The following is a 20,380-nucleotide window of genomic DNA, read 5'->3' on the forward strand; positions in this document are numbered from 1 at the left end:
GTTTGGTTTAAATCAAAAGGGTCGGATGGAGGGACGCAAGTGCATATTACCAAGCAAATTGTGACGTTTTGGGTTGATGAGATCGGCCCCGATGGATGGTATCTGGTCGACGATGCGCTTGACCAGAAAATACGGGACCAGTTCGGGTCGGTCTGGCAGGATGCGCAAGAGGGCGGTTGCGGGCTATGGTTGACGGATCCGACGGGTGCATTGGCCTATCTTATTTTGACCGATCAGTTTTCGCGCAACATGTTTCGGGGTGATGCCAGGTCGTTTGATACCGATTGTGCGGCACGAGCGGTCGCAAAAGCAGCAATTGAACGCGACTGGGACCGCAAGGTTGTGGAACCGCAGCGCCAGTTCTTCTACATGCCCTTGATGCATTCCGAGGTTTTGACTGATCAGGACCGCGCGGTGCGGTTGATCCATGCGCGTATGCCAAAGCATGGGGCCAGCACCTTAAAGCATGCCAAAGTGCATCGCGCGATTATCCGGCAATTCGGCCGCTTTCCATTCCGTAATGAAGCCTTGGCGCGTGTTGCGACACCTGCCGAGGAAAAATTCATGCAGGACGGCGGATATGGAGCGGCATTTCGCGCGTTTAGCAATTAATCAAATGGGTTTTATCGCGAAAGGCGATGGTCACTAGAGGTCCGTTGAAAAGTAGTTTAACATCAAACTAATTCTAAATTTGGAGGACGAAGAATGGCCGCGAAGAACTTTGATCTTGTCGTGATTGGTGCAGGCCCGGGCGGCTATGTCGCCGCAATTCGTGCAGCACAGCTTGGGATGAATGTCGCGATTGTCGAGCGTGAGAATATGGGTGGCATCTGTCTCAACTGGGGCTGTATTCCGACAAAGGCGCTGCTGCGGACCTCTGAAGTTTATCACCTGATGCACCGCGCCAAAGAGTTCGGCCTGTCGGTCGAAAAGGCCAGTTTTGATCTGGCTGCTGTGGTCAAACGCAGCCGTCAGGTTGCGGGACAGTTGTCAGGTGGTATCAGTCATTTGATGAAAAAGAACAAGATCACGACCTTTATGGGCACTGCCAAGATCACAGCCAAAGGCAAGGTTTCAGTCGAAACTGAAAAGGGCGGCGAAGAGCTGACAGCGAAAAATATCGTGCTGGCGACAGGCGCGCGTGCGCGTGAATTGCCAGGTCTTGAGGCAGACGGCGAGTTGGTCTGGACCTATCGCCATGCGTTGAACCCGCCGCATATGCCTAAAAATCTGTTGGTCATCGGCTCTGGCGCTATTGGCATCGAATTCGCTAGCTTTTACAATACCATGGGGTCCGAAACAACTGTCGTTGAGGTCATGGACCGTGTGCTGCCCGTGGAAGATGCCGAGATTTCGGCCTTTGCGAAAAAGCAGTTTGTAAAACAGGGCATGAAGATCATGGAAAAAGCCATGGTTAAGCAACTTGATCGCGGCAAAGGCAAGGTAACGGCCCATATCGAAGTGGGCGGCAAGGTCGAAAAGCACGAGTTTGACACTGTGATTTCGGCTGTGGGTATTGTCGGCAACTGCGAAGATCTGGGTCTTGAGGAACTGGGCGTGAAAATCGACCGGACCCATGTGGTGACCGATGAATTCTGCCGGACGACGGTCGAGGGTCTTTATGCGATTGGTGACATTGCGGGCGCGCCTTGGCTTGCACATAAGGCATCTCATGAAGGTGTGATGGTCGCTGAATTGATGGCCGGCATGCACGCGCATCCCGTCAAACCGGAAAGCATCGCAGGTTGCACATATTGCCACCCGCAGATTGCCAGCGTCGGCTACACCGAGGCGAAAGCCAAAGAGTTGGGCTACGAGATCAAAGTCGGCCGCTTTCCCTTCATGGGCAACGGCAAGGCGATTGCATTGGGTGAACCCGAAGGCATGGTCAAAACTGTGTTTGACGTAAAAACTGGCGAACTTTTGGGCGCGCATATGGTCGGTGCAGAAGTCACCGAGCTGATCCAAGGCTACGTTGTCGGCCGCCAGTTGGAGACCACTGAGGAAGATCTTATGGCCACCGTGTTCCCACACCCGACGCTGTCCGAAATGATGCACGAAAGCGTTCTGGATGCATATGGCCGCGTAATCCACATGTAATCTGACATTAGCGCAACAAAAAAGGCCCCCGCTAGAAATAGCGGCGGCCTTTTATTTAAGAGGTTACATAGTCGGAAGCATTGCTGCGAATCCTGTGAACGACCCTTCTAGATCTGTCGTTTTGATCGCCGCACCTGTTTCAAGATCGATGGAATAAAGACCCGACATATCAGCTCCTTCCATCATTAATACGGCGTAGGCTGTGTTTGTGTCTGCCTCAGGGGAAACAATGTCAAAACCACCCGAATGAGCCAAGTCGACTTCTATGCCGTCAATTGTGATCTTGGCTACCGTGCCAAGCGTGCCATCATTGTTGGCGAGTGTCACAAGGGAATCTGTCGCCGCATCAAGTACATACTGCGCTGTTGTCTCTTGTGTCGCGCCATTGACCGCGTTGGTATACGCGTTGGCGTAAATCATCGGTGTCGTGCCGGCGTTCACATCGCCATCAGCGTAGAACAGATCGGTAAAGCGCAGCACAGAATTCGCACGTTCGTCATTGTCGCCAAAACCGGTCGGAAAGTATACAAGGTTCGCGCCATCGCTAGACACGGCACGCACAGCGTCAATCGCGTTGTTAAAGTCGAGCCCGACAGCCGCATCAGCGCTCGCCATTGCGTTCTCGCCAATTGTTGCACCCAGATCTGTTAACGTACCAGTGGTGACGTCGATGCCATAAACCTGACCTGCACGCGTGACCCCGATCAGTTCGCCAGTCACAGGACGGTAGGCAATTGCATCAATCTGGCCCTCCAACATGACCTTATCGCCAGCCTCAACGAGACCGGGCAACATCACCAGTGCCATACCATCATCAGTTAGCGCGTATCCGGACGCAGGGCTTGCGTGTTCGGCAGCAAACGCTGGCGCAGCAAGCAAAGTCAGGGCAGTCGCAGAAATCAAAGTCGTTTTCATGATGGTATCCTTTAATATTTTCAACCTCTGCCTGCAGTGTTGCAGTGAGGCGTTACGATATAAACGGATGGGCGTTCCGATAAGTTTCACTCAAAAGTGATTTATCTTATGGCTCGGGCTAAACAGGGCAAAACCGGCAAATTATTTCTCGCATGTTCGTCATATGTTCTATATTCGGGGTGGCGATCCTGTTGGATGGGCTTATCTGTTGGGCTTGAGTTTGTTGGGGGCATCATGGCCGAGTTAAAATATATCGAAGTGCGCGGCGCGCGAGAACATAATTTAAAAAACATCGACGTGGATATTCCACGTGACAAACTGGTGGTGATCACCGGATTGTCCGGATCGGGGAAATCCAGTCTGGCGTTTGACACTGTCTATGCTGAAGGGCAGCGTCGTTATGTGGAAAGCCTGAGCGCCTATGCGCGCCAGTTCCTTGATATGATGGAGAAACCTGACGTAGATCATATTTCTGGTCTGTCGCCAGCTATTTCGATTGAGCAGAAAACCACGAGCAAGAACCCGCGGTCGACCGTTGGGACGATCACCGAAATTTATGACTATTTGCGCCTGCTGTATGCGCGCGTTGGCACGCCTTATTCCCCCGCAACAGGTCTGCCGATCGAGGCGCAGCAAGTGCAGGATATGGTTGACCGCGTGATGGCCTTGGAGGATGGCACACGCGGCTATCTGCTTGCGCCGATTGTTCGCGACCGCAAGGGTGAATATCGCAAAGAGTTTTTAGAACTGCGCAAGGCAGGGTTCCAGCGGGTCAAGGTCGATGGAACATTCTACGAGCTGGACGAGCCGCCCACGCTCGACAAGAAATTCCGCCACGATATTGACGTGGTCGTTGACCGGATCGTCGTGCGCGAAGGCTTGGAAACACGTCTCGCCGATAGTTTCCGCACCGCCTTGGATTTAACCGACGGGATCACAATCCTCGAAACCGCACCCGCCGAAGGGGAACCCGATCGCATCACTTTTTCCGAAAAGTTTGCCTGTCCCGTCAGCGGTTTCACCATCCCCGAAATCGAGCCACGTCTGTTTTCGTTCAACGCGCCATTTGGGGCCTGTCCAAAATGTGACGGACTTGGTGTCGAATTATTCTTCGACGAAAACCTTGTCGTGCCTGATGTGACGTTGAAAATCTCGGATGGTGCGTTGGCACCGTGGCGCAAAGGAAAATCGCCTTATTTTTTGCAGACGATCGAGGCAATTGCCAAACATTACGGCTTTAACAAAAACGCCCGCTGGAAAGAACTGGAGCCAAAAGTGCAGGAGGTTTTCCTGCGTGGCTCTGGCAAGGAAGAAATCAAATTCCGCTATGATGAAGGCGGCCGCGTTTACACTGTAGAACGCGCGTTTGAAGGCGTCATTCCCAACATGGAACGCCGCTACCGCGAAACGGACAGCAATTGGATTAGAGAAGAATTCGAAGGCTACCAGAACAATCGTCATTGTGCTGATTGCGGCGGCTTTCGCTTGCGTCCAGAGGCGCTTGCGGTACGGATTGGCGACCAACATGTTGGCCACGTTGTACAACTATCCATTAAGGAAGCTTACGATTGGTGTTTGGCGGTCCCTGACAGCCTGACCAAACAAAAGAACGAGATAGGCAAAGCGATTTTGAAAGAGATCCGCGAACGCTTGGGCTTTTTGAATAATGTAGGTCTTGAATACCTGTCACTCAGCCGCAATTCCGGCACGCTGTCAGGAGGCGAAAGCCAGCGCATCAGGCTTGCCAGCCAAATCGGTTCGGGGCTAACTGGCGTTCTTTATGTGCTCGACGAGCCGTCGATTGGTCTTCATCAGCGTGACAATGACCGCTTGCTGACCACTTTGAAGAACCTGCGCGATCAGGGCAACACGGTGATCGTCGTGGAACACGACGAAGAAGCGATCCGCGAAGCTGATTACGTTTTCGACATCGGCCCGGGGGCAGGTGTTCATGGCGGTCAAGTGGTCGCCGAGGGGACACCCGACGAGATCATGGCGAACCCTAAGTCATTGACCGGTCAATACTTAACCGGCGCGCGCGAAATTGAAGTGCCCAAGGTCCGCAGGAAAGGCACTAAGAAAAAGCTGACGGTGGTCAAGGCTACGGGCAACAATTTGCAAAACGTAACGGTGGATTTCCCGCTTGGGCAATTTGTCTGTGTGACAGGTGTGTCGGGCGGCGGCAAATCAACGTTGACGATTGAAACTCTGTTCAAAAATGCCTCGATGAAGCTGAACGGCGCGCGCCAAACGCCGGGTCCTTGTGAGACCATTAAGGGGTTTGAGCATCTCGATAAGGTCATCGACATCGACCAACGCGCGATTGGCCGCACGCCGCGATCAAACCCTGCAACCTATACGGGTGCGTTTACCCCGATCCGCGACTGGTTTGCGGGGCTACCTGAATCGAAGGCGCGCGGTTATAAACCGGGTCGTTTTTCGTTCAATGTGAAGGGCGGGCGCTGCGAGGCCTGTCAGGGCGACGGGGTGATCAAGATCGAAATGCATTTCCTTCCTGACGTCTATGTGACCTGCGAAACCTGCAAGGGCGCGCGATACAATCGCGAGACGCTTGAGATCAAGTTCAAAGGCAAATCGATTGCCGATGTGCTGGATATGACGGTGGAAGATGCGCAGGGTTTCTTTACCGCCGTGCCGTCGATCCGGACCAAAATGGACGCGCTGATGCGGGTAGGTCTTGGTTACATCAAAGTGGGGCAACAGGCGACGACATTGTCGGGCGGCGAAGCACAGCGCGTCAAGCTCTCCAAGGAACTCGCAAGGCAATCAACGGGTCGTACGCTGTATATTCTCGATGAGCCGACGACAGGGTTGCATTTTGAAGATGTGCGTAAGCTGTTGGAAGTACTGCATGAACTGGTAGATCAGGGCAATTCGGTCATTGTGATCGAGCATAATCTGGACGTGGTAAAAACTGCCGACCATATCATCGATATTGGCCCCGAAGGCGGTGATGGGGGTGGTCGCATCGTGGCCATCGGCACACCAGAGCAGGTGGCGGAAGTCACGGAAAGCCACACAGGCCGCTATCTCAAACCGATGTTACAGCCAAAGATCGCGGCGCAGTAGTTCGCCAATTTAGGGTAGATTTAACGCGTCTTCGCCCAGTGAGGCCGTCATTTTTTTAATGTCGGCCTCTGTTACATCTGACCAAGATGTATGTTGCCATTTGGGGGCGCGGTCGCGGTCGATGATCGCAGCGCGGATGCCTTCAATAAAATCCGAGTGCTCAACTGCACGGTGTGTAAAGCGGTATTCACGTTCAAGCGCGTTATGAATGGTCGGATTGTTGCGGACGGCATTGATCAGCGGCACGGCACAAGCCATCGACAGCGGCGAATTAGTGTCCATGCGGTTTTTGGCGTAAGATCCCTCTGGCAGGTTTGTGTAGATATCGGCCAGGCTGTCGTGCTTGAACAGTGTGTCGAGCGATTTTTGTTGGGCGCTGATTGCTGCCTGCGGTGGTGTTTGCGGCACTATAGCTGACAGGTCGCCCGTTTCGGCAAGTGTATTCTTCACGATATCCCACTGATCTTGCGAAATGAAATAATCAGCGAAACCAGTATATATCGCATCAGCGGCGTTTAATCTGTCACCTGTCAACCCAAGATAGGTGCCGATATAGCCGGGTGCATTTGCAAGCAGCAACGTGCCACCGACGTCCGGTACCAGCCCGATCTTGCATTCCGGCATGGCAATTTTGCTGTTTTCGCAAACGACCCGATGGCTTGCATGGCAGCCCAATCCGACGCCTCCGCCCATGGTAAAACCGTGTAGAAAGGTGACGACGGGTTTGCAGTAGGTCGCAAGCTTAGCGTTCAACCGGTATTCGTCTCGCCAGAATCTCTGCGCGTAGGCGTAGTCTTTGACCTGTGCAGAGGCGTAGATGTCGGAGATGTCCCCGCCCGAACAGAATGCACGCTCGCCTGCGCCATCGATGATAATAAGTGCGACAGAGCTATCATTGCGCCAATCGTCAATTGCGGTCTCTATGGCCGTGCACATGTCCCAGGTCAGCGCGTTCAATGCCTGCGGGCGGTTCAGCGTGATATGCCCAGCAACGCCATTTCGGCGTGTGATAATGTCGCTCATACCTGCCTCATCAGGGTTGCGGTCGTCAGTGCTGCGGGAGCAGTCAAAAGTCTAAAATCCATAAACGTCTCCTTGGCCACGAACCGTTGTTCATGTGGTGGGTCAAAGCCAAAGCCGCTTATGGATATAGTCGGCCCGCAGAGCCAACAAGGCCCGACCTAGCTGATTGTAATCGTGCCGCGCATATTGCTGTGCGGGGTGCAGCGGTAGTTAAAACGACCCGCGCCGCCAAATGTCAGAGTTGCGGACTGGCCGTTACCTAGCAGTCCAGTATCAAATGCGCCATTCAGATCTGTAGCCGTGTGTCGCATATTGTCTTCGTTGACCCAAGTCACACTGTCACCGGCTTTGATCGCGAGCGTTTCAGGGGTAAATTTCATACCCTTTATCACAACGCGATGCGCCGTTGAATGACCCTCAGCGGCGGCCATTGAGGCAGTGAGGGGCAGGGCGATAAGAGCAGCACCCAAGCGAAGCGCATCGCGGCGTGTTGGATCGGTCATAATAAAGTCCTTTATAAGTTAAACAGAACTTTTTTGTCCTGCCTTTAGAATTACCCACGAGCGACGGGTAGAAAGAGTTTCACTCATCCTGCGGTTTTTACTTTTAACCGCTGGGCTAAAGGGGCTCTGCGCTAGCTTAACAGTGCAATCCATCTACGCTATAAAGAAAATAACCGCTTCTGGGGCGTCTGCATGGAAACAATACTGGGTATTTTCTAGGCAGCAAGGCGTGGCTTTCGCGTACTTGCCTGCGTTGTATGCTTGACAGATGTGCCTTTGGTTTGTGAAACTTGAGGTGAACGAACGATAACCACTAGGAGCGCGTGTATGATTGTTGCCCATATTCTCAAGTCAAAGCCTGAAACAGGTGTGGTATCGGTAAAGCCCGAGGCATTGATTTCGGACGCGGTGGAAATTCTCGCCCAGAAACGTATTGGTACGGTAGTTGTCTCCGCTGACGGCGCATCGCTCGACGGGATCCTGTCAGAGCGCGACATCGTTCGCGAGTTGGGACGTCGTGGTGCAGCGCTCATGTCGGAACCCGTGAGCACGATTATGACCTCGAAACTGGTCACATGTTGTTCCTCTGATAAGACGGATGACATTTTGACCAAGATGACCGAAGGTCGCTTTCGCCATATTCCGGTTGTGGATGACGGGGTTATGATCGGGTTGATTTCGATCGGCGACGCGGTGAAAGCCCGTCTTTCTGAGCTGTCGATGGAGAAGGATGCGCTTGAAGGCATGATTAGGGGCCACTGACCCCTTGCATTCTTTTGCGCGATAATGTTGCGTGCATTCAAATTATGAATCACGAGGTACGCTATGCGTGTTGGACTATACCCGGGCACATTTGATCCCGTGACAAACGGACATTTGGATATTGTGCGCCGTGGCTGCACGCTAGTCGACCGTTTGGTGATTGGCGTGGCGATCAATCGCGACAAAGGGCCTATGTTCAGCCTCGAAGAGCGAGTTGCAATGGTGAAAGCCGAATGTGTGCCGCTCGGAACCGAAGTGGGCTGCGAGGTGATAGTGCATCCGTTCGAAAACCTGTTGATTGATTGCGCCCGTGATGTGGGGGCCAGCATGATTATTCGCGGTCTACGTGCGGTAGCTGATTTTGAGTACGAATTCCAGATGGTTGGAATGAACCGCTCGATGGACAACTCGATTGAGACGGTATTCCTGATGGCTGACGCCAAGAATCAGGCCATTGCAAGCAAACTGGTGAAAGAGATTGCCCGCCTTGGTGGTGACGTGACCAAATTTGTCCCTGCCGCCGTGAAAGATGCTTTGCGTGCCCGATTGACATGATCCTGCGCCGCCAGCTGATCGCTGGAGATGCGCATGGTCTAACCTTTAGCGATTCATCTCAGCTTGCCTATCCGCTTGATCAGCAGCTATTTATGCTGGCCTGATTTTGGGTCAATGAGATGAGCCCCCAATCTGCATATTATCTTGGCCTCAGGGCAGGGGCATGCGGTGATGTGTCCCTTGGGCATAGCAGGCGGTAGGACACCACGTTGCGGCTCTGGGCTATTCGGGAAGGGTGCGGCCGAAACCGGTGGGCCGTTGTTTTGTGCATGGCGCTCAATCCGGCGAGCATGCGCGGTCAAAGGTGTGATAACGGACGTCCCATTTACGCGAATGTGCAAACACATGTCACAGAAATCACGCTTGCATGCATGTCTGGTGCCTAGGGCGCAAAAGTCGGGGATCTCTGGCACAGGCGAATGGTCATCGGGTGGTTAAACGGTTAACTCGCGCCGGTCTCGCGACCCGGTTCCATGCAGCGCAGGGCGCTGGCCATCAGACGATCACATCTGCGCTTGCCATATTGAAAGACTTATCGAAGAAAGTATTCAATAATAACCAATGGCTTAGCAGTAAGCGTTGATGTTCATGATGCGTGCTGCGTCGGCGCGGCTAATTTCACAGGCGCGGTATGTTGGTGCTTTGCGAGTAGCGAGTGCACCGAGTATTTTTTTAAGGATAGACAATTTAATATTCCAATAGAAAATGAGGTTTGATTGCCCGCTCTCTACGCCTTACATACACGTCGCACCACTGCCCGTTTCAGCTACCCGCGATGCGCCCTGTGCATAGCTCAGCAAAAAGCCGACCCCAGACAGGCGGTCGGCTTTTGCTATTTATGGGTTTTAAATCAGTTTTCCCATCGCCACAGCCGTGTCAGCCATGCGATTTGAGAAACCCCATTCGTTGTCATACCATGTCAGGATCCGCACCATATTTCCGTCCAAGACCCTGGTTTGGTCAAGATGGAAAACAGACGAGCGTGGATCATGGTTGAAATCGACGCTGACATTCGGCTGGTCCGTATAGCCCAGAATGCCTTTCAGCGGGCCTTCGGTCGCAGCCTCCACAATCGCCGCATTGATTTCTTCAATAGTCGTGGCGCGTGTTGCTTCAAACGTCAGATCAACCACCGAGACGTTCGGCGTTGGAACACGGATCGCGACACCATCCAGTTTACCGTTTAATTCCGGTAGAACCAAACCAACCGCCTTGGCCGCACCGGTGGAGGTCGGGATCATCGACAGGGCCGCAGCACGCGCGCGATACAGATCCTTGTGCAGCGTATCCAGCGTCGGCTGATCACCGGTGTAGCTGTGGATCGTGGTCATAAACCCTTTGGTAATCCCAACGGTGTCATTCAGGATCTTCACAACGGGGGCTAGACAGTTGGTGGTGCAAGATGCGTTGGACACCACTATATCGTCTTTGGTCAAAAGTCCGTCATTTACACCGTAAACAACTGTTTTATCAGCATCTTTACCAGGTGCCGAGATCAACACACGGGATGATCCATTGTCAAGATGCGCTTGGCATGCCTCTTTCGACGTAAAGATACCAGTGCATTCCAGAACAACATCCACGTCGCCCCACGGCAGATCAGCGGGATTGCGGATCGCCGTCATCCGGATTGGCCCTCGGCCCACGTCCATGCTGTTGTCCGTTGTCATCACAGTCGCAGGAAACCGCCCATGCACAGAATCAAACCGCAGCAAATGCGCATTGGTCTCGACCGGCCCCAGATCGTTGATCGCGATCACTTCGATATCCATGCGACCGGATTCGATAATAGCGCGCAAGATATTGCGCCCGATACGACCAAAACCGTTAATTGCTACTTTGACTGACATGGTTCGCCTCCTGACATGACACTGGTGTGTTTGCGCTAACATCGCTATTTTTGCGCGAAGGTCAAGGTTTAGACGGTGACAATTCCCGATCTAACGCCAGAATGCAATCTTGGAGATAAGTTGTAGCAAGCCACGCATCAGAATTTCTACCGCACCCAAGTGCAGGAAAAAGTGGTCAATGGTAAAAAAGCCGATGATGAGTAGGCCGAGCCAAATGGCAATGGTATTTGTCATAGTGCAGCTTTAGCGCGCCGCAGCGCCAAGCGAAAGAGGAGCGCTGTAGCGCTCCTCAGAATTAATGCAACAAGCGTCCCATGGAGGATGCAACGTCGGCCATACGCGCCGAGAAACCCCATTCATTGTCATACCATGCCAACACGCGCACCGTCCGGCCACCAACAACTTTGGTCTGGTCGGGCGCAAAAATGCAGGACTGCGTGGTGTGGTTGAAGTCGATCGAGACCTTAGCTTCGTCGTCATACGCCAACACAGAGCGCATCGCGCCGTTGGCGGCCTCTGCCATGATCGCGTTGATTTCTTCCACGGTCACGGACTTGCCCGCTTCAAATGTCAGATCCACAGCCGAGACGTTTGGCGTTGGTACGCGCATGGCTGTGCCATCGAGCTTGCCTGCGAGTTCTGGCAATACCAGACCAAGCGCTGCGGCAGCCCCGGTAGAGGTCGGGATCATCGCCATTGCGGCCGCGCGGGCGCGGTAAAGGTCGTCGTGGCGGCGGTCCAGCGTTGGCTGGTCGCCCGTGTAGCTATGGATCGTTGTCATGATGCCGCGCTCGATGCCCACTGCGTCGTTCAGCACCTTCGCAAGTGGTGCAAGGCAGTTCGTCGTGCATGACCCGTTGGATATCATACGCTCGTTAGCCAGCATATCGCGGTGGTTCACGCCGTAAACAACTGTGCGGTCGACGTTGGTGGCGGGGGCCGAAATCAGCACCTTCTTTGCGCCACGTGTCAGGTGAACGTGTGCTTTGTTGCCGTCATTAAATTTGCCTGTGCATTCCAAAACCACGTCACAGCCTGACCAGTCCAGCTCTTCGGGGTTGTAAGTCGACATTACATCAATCGGGCCTCGGCCCAAATCCATGGTGTTGCCCGAAACCGTGATCGGCGAGCCAAAGCGGCCATGCACTGAATCGTATTTCAGAAGATGCGCATTGGTGGCAATCGGCCCGGTTGCGTTGATTTTGACCACTTGCACATCGTTGCGCGCGGCTTCGGTAATATGCGCCAAGGTGCAACGACCGATGCGTCCAAATCCGTTGATCCCGATAGTAACAGTCATGGCTATTCCTCTTTCGCGCGATTTCGTTAAGGCTGGTATAGGCAACACTGGCATGGGGCGGGAAGGCATATTGTGATATTCTTCAATATGTTAGCGATAAAAGAGTGACATTGTGTCTGGTGGCGCTAACTGTTTGCGTTAACACTTCAGCCGCTGGCATGGCACGACACACACCACGGCGAATCAATCAAAGGATTAGAGCATGACCAAAGCAATGGCAGATAAAACTCTTTTCTGCGCACGCCTGCTAATCGCGGCTCTATTTCTTGGTGGTGCAATTCAAAAAACCACGTCTCCAGAGGGGGCTGCAGATCTGTTGCAAAACTGGGCAATGCCTGCGGGCTTGATTTATCTTGCTTTAGCATACAACGCATTGGCCGGTTTTGCGCTTGTGGTCGGGGTGCAGGTGCGCTCGGTGGCACTATCGTTGGCGGCCTATTGCGCGTTCACAAGCATTTTCCACTGGATCCCCGCGGACCCGTGGCAGATCAGTATTTTCGTAAAGAACTGGGCAGTTTCTGGAGGCTGTTTGGCGCTTGCCGTGGCAGGGTCGGGGCGCATTGCGATGCGCCCCGACCGACCGATGGATTGAAATCCATCCTACTTACTTGATCAGCGATTTCACTTGGGCCGCAACATTTTCTGCTGTGATGCCAAATTTCTCGAACAAGGTCTCGGCGGGTGCAGAGGCGCCAAAGCTGTCCATGCCCACAAAGGCGGCTTTCTTGGAAGCGCCACGCTCGCCCGACAGGAAACGATCCCAGCCCATTTGCACGCCTGCTTCGACAGCGACGCGCACAGGACCCGCAGGCAATACGCGCTTGCGGTAGCTTTCCTCTTGGTCAAGGAACAACTCGTGGCACGGCATGGACACAACGCGGGTGCCGATACCCTCAGCTTGCAGCAAATCACGCGCAGCCAAAGCCACTTCGACCTCGGAACCAGTCGCCATAATGATCGCCTGACGCTTGCCGCCTGCATCGGCCAAGATATAGCCGCCTTGGGCTGTAAGGTTCTTGACCTTATGCTCCAAGCGCACAGTCGGCAGGTTCTGGCGCGACAGACAGAGCACCGACGGGGTACTTGTTGATGTCAGGGCCACTTCCCAGGCTTCGGCGGTTTCCACGGTATCCGCAGGGCGGAAAACGTGGGTGTTCGGTGTCGCACGCATTATCGCAAGATGCTCGACAGGCTGGTGCGTTGGGCCGTCTTCACCCAGACCAATGCTGTCGTGGGTCATCACATAAGTTACAGGCACGCCCATCAGCGCGGACAGACGCATCGCGCCGCGTGCATAGTCGGTAAAGCACATGAACGTGCCGCCATACGCCCGCGCGCCGCCATGCAGCGCCATGCCGTTCATTGCCGCCGCCATGCCATGCTCGCGCACACCATAATAGATATAGCGGCCCTCGCGGGTGTCAGGGTGGAACACGCCCATGTCGCCGGTTTTCGTGTTGTTAGAGCCTGTAAGGTCCGCCGAGCCGCCGATTGTCTCAAGCATGATCGGATTGATTACTTTCAGCACTTCCTCGGACGATTTGCGGGTCGCGTATTTGGGCGCAGTCTCACTGGCATTTTTCTTGAACGCACGGATTGCAGGGATCAGCTTTTTAGGCGCTTCTCCCGCGTTGGCACGGGTGAATTCTGCCTGTTTGGTGGGGGAGAGCTTTGTAAAACGATCTTCCCAATCTGCTCGGGTTGCAGCACCGCGTGCGCCAATTTCTTCCCACTGCGCTTTAATTTCCGCAGGAACATTGAACGAGCCCGCAGGCCAGCCATACAATTCTTTAGTGGCTGCCATCTGGTCCGCGTCAGTCAACGCGCCATGACCCTTTGATGTATCTTGTGCCGCGTGACCCAGTGCGATGTGTGTTTTACACGCAATCATTGAAGGACGGGGATCGTTCTTGGCGACCGCAATCGCGGCGTTAATGTCGTCGGGGTTATGACCGTCGATTTCCTGCACATGCCAGCCTGACGCCGCAAAACGCATCATCTGGTTAGTCTTGTCCGCAATATCCACCGTGCCGTCGATGGTGATATTGTTATTGTCCCAGAACACAATCAGGTGACCCAGTTCTTGCATCCCTGCAAGGCCGATCGCCTCTTGGCTAATGCCTTCCATCAAGCAGCCGTCGCCAGCGATCACGTAGGTGTTGTGGTTGACAACAGATACACCGTAACGGGCGCGCTGGATCTCTTCAGCAATCGCAAAGCCGACAGAGTTCGCAATGCCTTGGCCAAGCGGGCCGGTTGTGGTTTCGATGCCGTGTGCATGGCCATATTCTGGATGACCCGCGGTTTTCGCGCCCCACTGGCGGAAATTCTTGATTTGCTCAAGCGTAATGTCTTCGTAGCCCGTCAAGTACATCAGCGCATACAGCAGCATTGAACCGTGGCCAGCAGACAGGATGAAACGATCACGATCCGGCCACTCCGGGGCTTTGGGATCAAAGTTCAGGTGCTTCTCAAAAAGAACCGTCGCCACGTCGGCCATGCCCATTGGCATACCTGAATGACCCGAATTTGCGGCGGCAACCGCGTCAAGTGTCAGGGTGCGGATGGCGGCGGCTTTCATCCAATGGTCGGGGTGTGCTGTGCGCAGTGCTGCAATATCCAAGGGTCATGTCCTATTGGCTGGCGTTAATCTGGTGTTGTCAGCGTAATATCAGGGCAGGGTGTAAGATCAAGCGCGCTGCGTAAGTCTTTCATATCGTTACGATGTGCCTGTTTGCTGGCAAGGCCGTGATCGCTTAGGCTGGCGATCAAGAGGCACGATTCGGTCATTACGGGTGCCAGCAAACAGTGGCCCTGAGTACCCGATGGCATATTACGCTCCGGGTTCGGGCGTGTGGAAGGACGGACAGATGAGTGAAATTGATCAACTAGAAAGCAGGATAACGGCAGCTTTGGACCGTATTCGCGCAGGCGTCGGGCAGATGAGCGAAGCTGTGGCAAAAGCGGCAGAGCCAAAGCCAGAAGTCGAAGACGAAACCGCAGCCCTGCGCTATCAGCTGCAAGAAGAGCAGAACGTAACCGCCCGTTTGGAAGAGCGGGTAAGTGTCCTGCGCGAGCGGCAAGATGGCAACGTCGCCGAAATGAAAGCACGGGCAGAGGCCCAGACCCATAAGATCACCGCGCTGGAAGCCGAAATTCAGGAGTTGAGCCTGTCCAATGCCGAATTGACCGCCTCAAATGAGACACTGCGCAACGCGGCGCAAGACACCAACGGATCGCCAGAGTTGATGAACCGCGCAGCTGTTGAAGAAATCGAAGCTCTGACGGCGCAACGTGCCATTGATGCCGCCGAGATTGATGCGATTATTTCCGAGCTGAAACCTTTGATCGAGAAAGCGTAGAATATGCCACACGTCGAAATAACAATTGGTGGTCGCAACTTCGAGGTAGCCTGTCAGGACGGCGAAGAGCACTTCCTCTATTCCGCCTCTGCCATGCTAGATGCAGAAGCGACCCATCTTGCCGCGCAAGTAGGGCGTATCACCGAGGCCCGTATGCTGTTGATGTCAGGGTTGATGCTAGCAGATAAGACGGCAGGACTAGAAGATAAAGTCAGCGAGGCCGAAGCGCGCGTCGCCCAATTGCAGGCACAGGTCCACGCCTTGGAATCCCGCCCTGCAGCACGCGTCGAGGTGCCGGTTGTGCCCGCGCGTGTGACCGAAACACTGGCCGAAATCGCTGCCCGCGCAGAAGCCTTAGCTGATCAGATCGAAGGCGAAGTGGCGTAAGCCTGCCATTTTATTTGGGTGATTGCATCAACTACGATTTGAAATCGTGCTATTGTTTTACTCGTTACCGCGCCAGCAGGGCAAAACCCTCGGCGCGGTAACACCACTAATTTATCTCGACAAAAGTGATGCCGAGAAAGCAAGTAAACGTCGTTACGCGTTTGCTTCGCGGATTGTGTCGGCGGCTTCTTTATTGAAGCTCACAGCGTTATCGGACAGCAGCGTGTCTAGTTCGCCCGACAACATCATCTCGGTGATGATATCACACCCGCCGACAAATTCGCCTTTAACGTAAAGCTGCGGCACGGTTGGCCAATCGGAATAATCTTTGATGCCTTGGCGGATTTCTTCGTCGGCCAGCACATTCACATCGGCAAATTCAATGCCCATGAAATTCAAAACGCCAGCTACGCGGGACGAGAACCCGCATTGCGGCGCGTCTTTGGTGCCTTTCATGAAAAGCACAACATCATTGGAGGTCACGGTTTGTTTGATTTGATCGGCGGTTGTCATGTTCTATCCTTTGGGTAGGCGATTATTCTAAAATAATCGTAAGTCCCGAATTCTCTAGAAAATTCGGATTATTCAGGGGCTTTTGTGGTCAATGCAAGGGCGTGAAGCTCGCCTGATGTTCCGTCCATCTTGCCTTTCAGTGCCGCGTAAACCGCACGTTGCTGCTGCACCCGGTTTTTGCCCGCAAAGCTGGCGTCAATCACCTCAGCAGCAAAATGCGCACCATCATCGCCTTGCACTGCGATCTTTGCATCGGGGAATTCTGCGCGCAGCAGTGTTTCAATCTCATGGGCGGTGATCGGCATTTTGATTTCCTTTACACGTTATGTATAAACTAGGGGTAGATGCACGGGGCTTCAAGCGATGGCTGCTGCAAAACTGCTGCGGAAGACTGTGGCGAGGTCGGCAAGCGGGGCGTGGTGGCGTCCGAATGTCACCACGTCACCCCCGACTTTCCCAACCATTGCGAGCGGGACACCGACGCGCCCTGCGGCCAGCATCAACTCTTCGGCTTGATCAAAATTGCAGGCAATCAGGTAACGGGCCTGATCTTCGCTGAACAAGGTCGGCGTATCCTCAGCATCGAGCGTGATACCAACACCAGCAGCTTCCGCCAGCTCGAACGCAGCAAGCGCAAGCCCGCCGTCGGATAGATCAGTGCAGGCGTGGATCGCAGCATGGTTGGCGCGGATAAAATCACCGTTACGCTTCTCCGCTTCCAGATCAACGTGCGGTGCATCACCTTCGGCGCGTCCGTAAACCTCCGCAAGCAGTGCCGATTGCCCAAGATGGCCACACGTTTCACCAACGAGTAACAAAACGTGGCCTGTACGGATCTGACCGGCAATCATCAGGTCAGGATGCGCAATAATGCCCACTGCGCCAATGGTCGGCGTCGGCAAAATACCCTTACCGTCGGTTTCATTATATAGCGATACATTGCCCGACACGATCGGCATATCCAGCGCGATGCACGCCTCGCCGATCCCTTGGATCGCACCCACAAACTGGCCCATAATTTCGGGCTTTTCCGGATTGCCAAAGTTCATATTGTCAGTTGTCGCAAGCGGCGTCGCCCCCACGGCGGTCAAGTTGCGATACGCTTCGGCCACGGCTTGCTTGCCACCCTCAACAGGGTTGGCTTTTACATAGCGCGGCGTCACATCAGAGGTAAAGGCCAGCGACTTGTCCGTGCCATGAATGCGCACAATCCCCGAACCCTGACCCGGCGTACGGGCCGTATCGCCCATAACCTGCTGGTCATATTGTTCGTAAACCCACTGCTTGCCTGCATAATTCGGGCTGCTGATCAGCGCGCGCAATCCGTCGATCGGATCAACACCGACCACATCGCCCAATGGCGCAGCAGCTGGCGTCGGCACCCAAGGCCGGTCATATTCAGGCGCAGAACCAGAGAGCGTCGCCAGCGGTAGGTCGGCTTTCACCACGCCGTTGTGCATCACTAGGAAACGGTCTTCGGCAATCGTTTCACCGACAATAGCAAAATCAAGATCCCATTTTACAAACACGGCGCGGGCTTCGGCTTCCAACTCGGGCTTCAAGACCATCAACATGCGTTCTTGAGATTCCGACAGCATCATCTCGTAAGCCGTCATATTCTCTTCACGCTGCGGCACGTCTTCCAGATTAAGCCGGACACCTAGCCCGCCTTTATCTCCCATTTCCACCGCAGAACACGTCAGGCCAGCGGCCCCCATGTCTTGTATCGAAATCACAGCCCCCGTGGCCATCAGCTCAAGCGTGGCTTCCATCAAACGCTTCTCTGTGAACGGATCACCAACCTGTACGGTGGGGCGCTTGTCCTCAATCGTGTCGTCAAATTCAGCCGACGCCATCGTGGCCCCGCCAACCCCGTCACGACCGGTCTTGGCCCCTAAATAAACAACGGGCATGCCAACACCAGAAGCAGCGGAATAGAAAATCTTGTCGGTATCCGCGATCCCCGCAGCAAAGGCATTCACAAGGCAGTTGCCGTTATAGGCTGGATCAAACCGCACTTCGCCGCCCACTGTCGGCACGCCAAAGCAGTTGCCATAGCCGCCAACGCCCGCAACTACACCATTCACAAGCTGGCGGGTTTTCGGATGGCTTGGCGCGCCAAACGATAGCGAGTTCATCGCGGCAATCGGACGCGCGCCCATCGTAAACACGTCACGCAGAATGCCACCAACTCCCGTCGCAGCACCTTGATAGGGCTCGATATAAGACGGGTGATTGTGGCTCTCCATCTTGAATACCACACACTGGCCATCGCCAATATCCACGATGCCCGCGTTTTCACCGGGGCCGCAGATGACCTGCGGACCTGTGGTGGGCAAAGTGCGCAGCCATTTCTTGGACGACTTATAAGAGCAGTGCTCGTTCCACATGGCAGAAAAAATGCCAAGCTCGGTGAACGTAGGTTCGCGTCCGATAATTTCCAAAATGCGGGCGTATTCATCGGGCTTTAATCCGTGAGCGGCAATAAGGTCGTCAGTGATGATGGGATCTTGCATGGGGGCCTCCGAGCAGTTGATCCGCTTTTAACGGGGGATCGCCCAAGGGGGAAGCGCGAATACTGCTGTAAATATGGGCAGATTGAAAAAACGCGCCTGACTTGGCGAGCAGGGCTATGCTTTTACGTTAAAAATATGGACCACAAGACAAAAAAATGCCGGGCACAAGGCCCGGCAAAGTCCAACAGGGAGGTGAAAGCGGTGAGCGTTGAAGCATCACTGCCTTCGAAAGTTTAGATAGTGCGCAATATTTAACCATTCAAGACAAAACGGACCTCACAATTCGCATTGCCGCTATGCACTCAGAGCATGGCTGGTGGCGAGTCATGAGGGCAATAGGTTAAGTTGCCTGTCTGTCACGAATTTTTTTCCGATGTGAAAAAATCTCTTCTTCCACAAAATCACGAAATGCGCTGATCCGCTTGGATTGGCGCAATTCTTCCGGGTAGGCGAGGAACACAGGCACCTCAACCGATTCGATCTCCGGCAGGACCCGTACAAGGTCGGGAAAGTCCTCTACTATATAGTCGGGTAGCACGCCAACACCCAAATTGTTCAACACCCCCTGCAACACCCCAAAGTAGTTGTTCACGGTAAACACACTTTGTACGTCAAAGCTCATCAAATGCTGCACCAGCGATGCACCAGCTGCAACCTGCGCGGACGACAGGCTTTGGCTGATCAACCTATGGTTGCTGATATCTTCGATGACGTTAATCGCGCCGCGTTGATCAAGGTATGTTTGGGACGCATAGAGCCGCATTCGCACCGACATCAGACGCTTACGGATCAGGTCGGCCTGCGACGGCTCTTTCATACGGATCGCCACGTCCGCTTCACGCATTGGCAAGTCCAGAACCCGCTCTTCCAACATCAAATCAATACGCAGATCAGGGTATTTTTCATAAAGTTTCGGTAGACGCGGAGCCAGCCACAATGTGCCGAATGCCGTGGTGGTGGTGATACGCAAATCACCAAACACTTCTTCTTCACTATCGCGAATGCGCGCAGAGGCGGACTCCAGGCGTTTATTCATCGATTTCGTAGCGTCAAACAGCAACTCGCCCTGTTCGGTTAGGATCAGGCCCCGCGCATGGCGGTGAAACAACGTGGTGTTCAGCATTTCCTCTAGCGCGCGCACCTGACGGCTGACCGCCGATTGCGACAGATGCAATATCTCGCCCGCATGGGTCAGCGACCCTGCATCTGCGACGGCGTGAAATATCCGTAACTTGTCCCAATCCATTTGATTATCCTCGAAATTCCTAAACTCATAAAGCCGACTATGAAAAAGCACGCTGATCCATTCTGAACAGATGCACTATGAACAGATGAAAATATAAGCAAGCGCGATCACGCTTTAAACATCTCAAACCACAGTCTAGCTGAAATGTTGGGCGTTTTTTGCATAAATGTGCAATATTTATACAATACATCAAATTTTTTCGATACGCGGCGGGTTCTGCGTCAGGTTTCGGGATGGGGCCGGCGAAAAGCGCGCGGC

The 20,380-nt window shown here is 53.9% G+C and carries 20 protein-coding genes; 8 read left to right on the forward strand and 12 right to left on the reverse strand.

Translation table 11 applies throughout. From position 1 onward, the window contains the following. Positions 1-39: 39 nt before the first annotated feature. Together ACXLHR_RS04830 and lpdA are read left to right on the forward strand one after the other, a co-directional pair. A complete protein-coding gene (locus tag ACXLHR_RS04830) occupies positions 40-612 on the forward strand; it encodes a DUF924 family protein (protein ID WP_458790400.1) in 573 nt (190 codons plus the stop codon). Positions 613-705: 93 nt separating this feature from the next. Next, positions 706-2,100 carry a dihydrolipoyl dehydrogenase gene (gene lpdA, locus ACXLHR_RS04835; RefSeq protein WP_458790401.1) on the forward strand — a complete coding sequence of 465 codons (1,395 nt, stop codon included), beginning with the start codon at positions 706-708 and terminating at the stop codon, positions 2,098-2,100. Between the two features lie 63 nt (positions 2,101-2,163). Here lpdA and ACXLHR_RS04840 read toward each other — a convergent pair whose 3' ends face one another. Then, the gene (locus tag ACXLHR_RS04840; RefSeq protein ID WP_458790402.1) at positions 2,164-3,015 is read right to left on the reverse strand and encodes a DUF4394 domain-containing protein; all 852 of its coding nucleotides are present in this window, start codon (positions 3,013-3,015) and stop codon (positions 2,164-2,166) included. Between the two features lie 234 nt (positions 3,016-3,249). Between ACXLHR_RS04840 and uvrA the strand changes: the two genes are divergently transcribed. Then, positions 3,250-6,105 (forward strand): excinuclease ABC subunit UvrA, encoded by a 2,856-nt coding sequence (uvrA, locus tag ACXLHR_RS04845; RefSeq protein WP_458790403.1) that lies wholly within the window; start codon positions 3,250-3,252, stop codon positions 6,103-6,105. A 9-nt stretch (positions 6,106-6,114) separates the two neighbouring features. On the opposite strand, the gene ACXLHR_RS04850 is transcribed toward uvrA, so the two are convergent. Together ACXLHR_RS04850 and ACXLHR_RS04855 are read right to left on the reverse strand one after the other, a co-directional pair. Beyond that, positions 6,115-7,128 carry an enoyl-CoA hydratase/isomerase family protein gene (locus ACXLHR_RS04850; protein WP_458790404.1) on the reverse strand — a complete coding sequence of 338 codons (1,014 nt, stop codon included), beginning with the start codon at positions 7,126-7,128 and terminating at the stop codon, positions 6,115-6,117. Positions 7,129-7,286: 158 nt separating this feature from the next. Then, on the reverse strand, positions 7,287-7,631 hold the full coding sequence (locus ACXLHR_RS04855) for a cupredoxin domain-containing protein (RefSeq protein WP_458790405.1): 345 nt from the start codon (positions 7,629-7,631) through the stop codon (positions 7,287-7,289). Positions 7,632-7,958: 327 nt separating this feature from the next. On the opposite strand from ACXLHR_RS04855, the gene ACXLHR_RS04860 reads away from it, so the two are divergent. Together ACXLHR_RS04860 and coaD are read left to right on the forward strand one after the other, a co-directional pair. Beyond that, entirely contained in the window at positions 7,959-8,393 is a 435-nt protein-coding gene (locus ACXLHR_RS04860) for a CBS domain-containing protein (protein WP_458790406.1), read from the forward strand. Between the two features lie 63 nt (positions 8,394-8,456). Beyond that, positions 8,457-8,948 carry a pantetheine-phosphate adenylyltransferase gene (gene coaD, locus ACXLHR_RS04865; protein WP_458790407.1) on the forward strand — a complete coding sequence of 164 codons (492 nt, stop codon included), beginning with the start codon at positions 8,457-8,459 and terminating at the stop codon, positions 8,946-8,948. 845 nt (positions 8,949-9,793) lie between these two features. On the opposite strand, the gene gap (ACXLHR_RS04870) is transcribed toward coaD, so the two are convergent. From gap (ACXLHR_RS04870) to gap (ACXLHR_RS04880), 3 genes are all read right to left on the reverse strand, one after another. Further along, positions 9,794-10,798: a type I glyceraldehyde-3-phosphate dehydrogenase gene (gene gap, locus ACXLHR_RS04870; RefSeq protein WP_458790408.1), complete on the reverse strand. Its 1,005-nt coding sequence runs from the start codon at positions 10,796-10,798 to the stop codon at positions 9,794-9,796. Positions 10,799-10,888: 90 nt separating this feature from the next. Then, on the reverse strand, positions 10,889-11,032 hold the full coding sequence (locus tag ACXLHR_RS04875; RefSeq protein ID WP_458790409.1) for a hypothetical protein: 144 nt from the start codon (positions 11,030-11,032) through the stop codon (positions 10,889-10,891). Between the two features lie 61 nt (positions 11,033-11,093). Beyond that, complete coding sequence (gap, locus tag ACXLHR_RS04880) at positions 11,094-12,098, reverse strand: type I glyceraldehyde-3-phosphate dehydrogenase (protein WP_458790410.1); 1,005 nt, start codon at positions 12,096-12,098, stop codon at positions 11,094-11,096. 202 nt (positions 12,099-12,300) lie between these two features. Here gap (ACXLHR_RS04880) and ACXLHR_RS04885 point away from each other — a divergent pair, with 202 nt between their 5' ends. Beyond that, the gene (locus ACXLHR_RS04885; protein WP_458790411.1) at positions 12,301-12,690 is read left to right on the forward strand and encodes a DoxX family protein; all 390 of its coding nucleotides are present in this window, start codon (positions 12,301-12,303) and stop codon (positions 12,688-12,690) included. A 12-nt stretch (positions 12,691-12,702) separates the two neighbouring features. Here ACXLHR_RS04885 and tkt read toward each other — a convergent pair whose 3' ends face one another. Next, positions 12,703-14,721, reverse strand: coding sequence for a transketolase (gene tkt, locus ACXLHR_RS04890; protein ID WP_458790412.1), 2,019 nt, complete (start codon positions 14,719-14,721; stop codon positions 12,703-12,705). Positions 14,722-14,744: 23 nt separating this feature from the next. Then, complete coding sequence (locus ACXLHR_RS04895) at positions 14,745-14,888, reverse strand: hypothetical protein (protein WP_458790413.1); 144 nt, start codon at positions 14,886-14,888, stop codon at positions 14,745-14,747. An 80-nt stretch (positions 14,889-14,968) separates the two neighbouring features. Between ACXLHR_RS04895 and ACXLHR_RS04900 the strand changes: the two genes are divergently transcribed. Beyond that, a complete protein-coding gene (locus tag ACXLHR_RS04900) occupies positions 14,969-15,460 on the forward strand; it encodes a hypothetical protein (protein ID WP_458790414.1) in 492 nt (163 codons plus the stop codon). A gap of 3 nt (positions 15,461-15,463) precedes the next feature. Then, positions 15,464-15,847, forward strand: a complete 384-nt coding sequence (locus ACXLHR_RS04905) for a cell division protein ZapA (protein ID WP_458790415.1) — start codon at positions 15,464-15,466, stop codon at positions 15,845-15,847. A 153-nt stretch (positions 15,848-16,000) separates the two neighbouring features. Here ACXLHR_RS04905 and grxD read toward each other — a convergent pair whose 3' ends face one another. The 4 genes from grxD to ACXLHR_RS04925 form a co-directional block, all read right to left on the reverse strand. After that, entirely contained in the window at positions 16,001-16,360 is a 360-nt protein-coding gene (gene grxD, locus ACXLHR_RS04910) for a Grx4 family monothiol glutaredoxin (protein WP_458790416.1), read from the reverse strand. Between the two features lie 68 nt (positions 16,361-16,428). Next, on the reverse strand, positions 16,429-16,665 hold the full coding sequence (locus ACXLHR_RS04915; RefSeq protein ID WP_458790417.1) for a BolA/IbaG family iron-sulfur metabolism protein: 237 nt from the start codon (positions 16,663-16,665) through the stop codon (positions 16,429-16,431). Positions 16,666-16,716: 51 nt separating this feature from the next. Continuing rightward, a complete protein-coding gene (gene purL, locus ACXLHR_RS04920; RefSeq protein WP_458790418.1) occupies positions 16,717-18,876 on the reverse strand; it encodes a phosphoribosylformylglycinamidine synthase subunit PurL in 2,160 nt (719 codons plus the stop codon). Between the two features lie 340 nt (positions 18,877-19,216). Continuing rightward, positions 19,217-20,122, reverse strand: coding sequence for a LysR family transcriptional regulator (locus ACXLHR_RS04925; protein ID WP_458790419.1), 906 nt, complete (start codon positions 20,120-20,122; stop codon positions 19,217-19,219). Between the last annotated feature and the right edge of the window lie 258 nt (positions 20,123-20,380).

This window comes from Yoonia sp. MH D7, assembly GCF_054439475.1.

Bases quoted from the DNA above. Each gene is read 5' to 3' on its own strand.
- lpdA (WP_458790401.1), top strand. From the start codon at position 706: ATGGCCGCGAAGAACTTTGATCTTGTCGTGATTGGTGCAGGCCCGGGC.
- ACXLHR_RS04840 (WP_458790402.1), bottom strand. From the start codon at position 3,015: ATGAAAACGACTTTGATTTCTGCGACTGCCCTGACTTTGCTTGCTGCG.
- uvrA (WP_458790403.1), top strand. From the start codon at position 3,250: ATGGCCGAGTTAAAATATATCGAAGTGCGCGGCGCGCGAGAACATAAT.
- ACXLHR_RS04850 (WP_458790404.1), bottom strand. From the start codon at position 7,128: ATGAGCGACATTATCACACGCCGAAATGGCGTTGCTGGGCATATCACG.
- ACXLHR_RS04855 (WP_458790405.1), bottom strand. From the start codon at position 7,631: ATGACCGATCCAACACGCCGCGATGCGCTTCGCTTGGGTGCTGCTCTT.
- ACXLHR_RS04860 (WP_458790406.1), top strand. From the start codon at position 7,959: ATGATTGTTGCCCATATTCTCAAGTCAAAGCCTGAAACAGGTGTGGTA.
- coaD (WP_458790407.1), top strand. From the start codon at position 8,457: ATGCGTGTTGGACTATACCCGGGCACATTTGATCCCGTGACAAACGGA.
- gap (WP_458790408.1), bottom strand. From the start codon at position 10,798: ATGTCAGTCAAAGTAGCAATTAACGGTTTTGGTCGTATCGGGCGCAAT.
- ACXLHR_RS04875 (WP_458790409.1), bottom strand. From the start codon at position 11,032: ATGACAAATACCATTGCCATTTGGCTCGGCCTACTCATCATCGGCTTT.
- gap (WP_458790410.1), bottom strand. From the start codon at position 12,098: ATGACTGTTACTATCGGGATCAACGGATTTGGACGCATCGGTCGTTGC.
- ACXLHR_RS04885 (WP_458790411.1), top strand. From the start codon at position 12,301: ATGACCAAAGCAATGGCAGATAAAACTCTTTTCTGCGCACGCCTGCTA.
- ACXLHR_RS04895 (WP_458790413.1), bottom strand. From the start codon at position 14,888: ATGACCGAATCGTGCCTCTTGATCGCCAGCCTAAGCGATCACGGCCTT.
- ACXLHR_RS04900 (WP_458790414.1), top strand. From the start codon at position 14,969: ATGAGTGAAATTGATCAACTAGAAAGCAGGATAACGGCAGCTTTGGAC.
- ACXLHR_RS04905 (WP_458790415.1), top strand. From the start codon at position 15,464: ATGCCACACGTCGAAATAACAATTGGTGGTCGCAACTTCGAGGTAGCC.
- grxD (WP_458790416.1), bottom strand. From the start codon at position 16,360: ATGACAACCGCCGATCAAATCAAACAAACCGTGACCTCCAATGATGTT.
- ACXLHR_RS04915 (WP_458790417.1), bottom strand. From the start codon at position 16,665: ATGCCGATCACCGCCCATGAGATTGAAACACTGCTGCGCGCAGAATTC.
- purL (WP_458790418.1), bottom strand. From the start codon at position 18,876: ATGCAAGATCCCATCATCACTGACGACCTTATTGCCGCTCACGGATTA.
- ACXLHR_RS04925 (WP_458790419.1), bottom strand. From the start codon at position 20,122: ATGGATTGGGACAAGTTACGGATATTTCACGCCGTCGCAGATGCAGGG.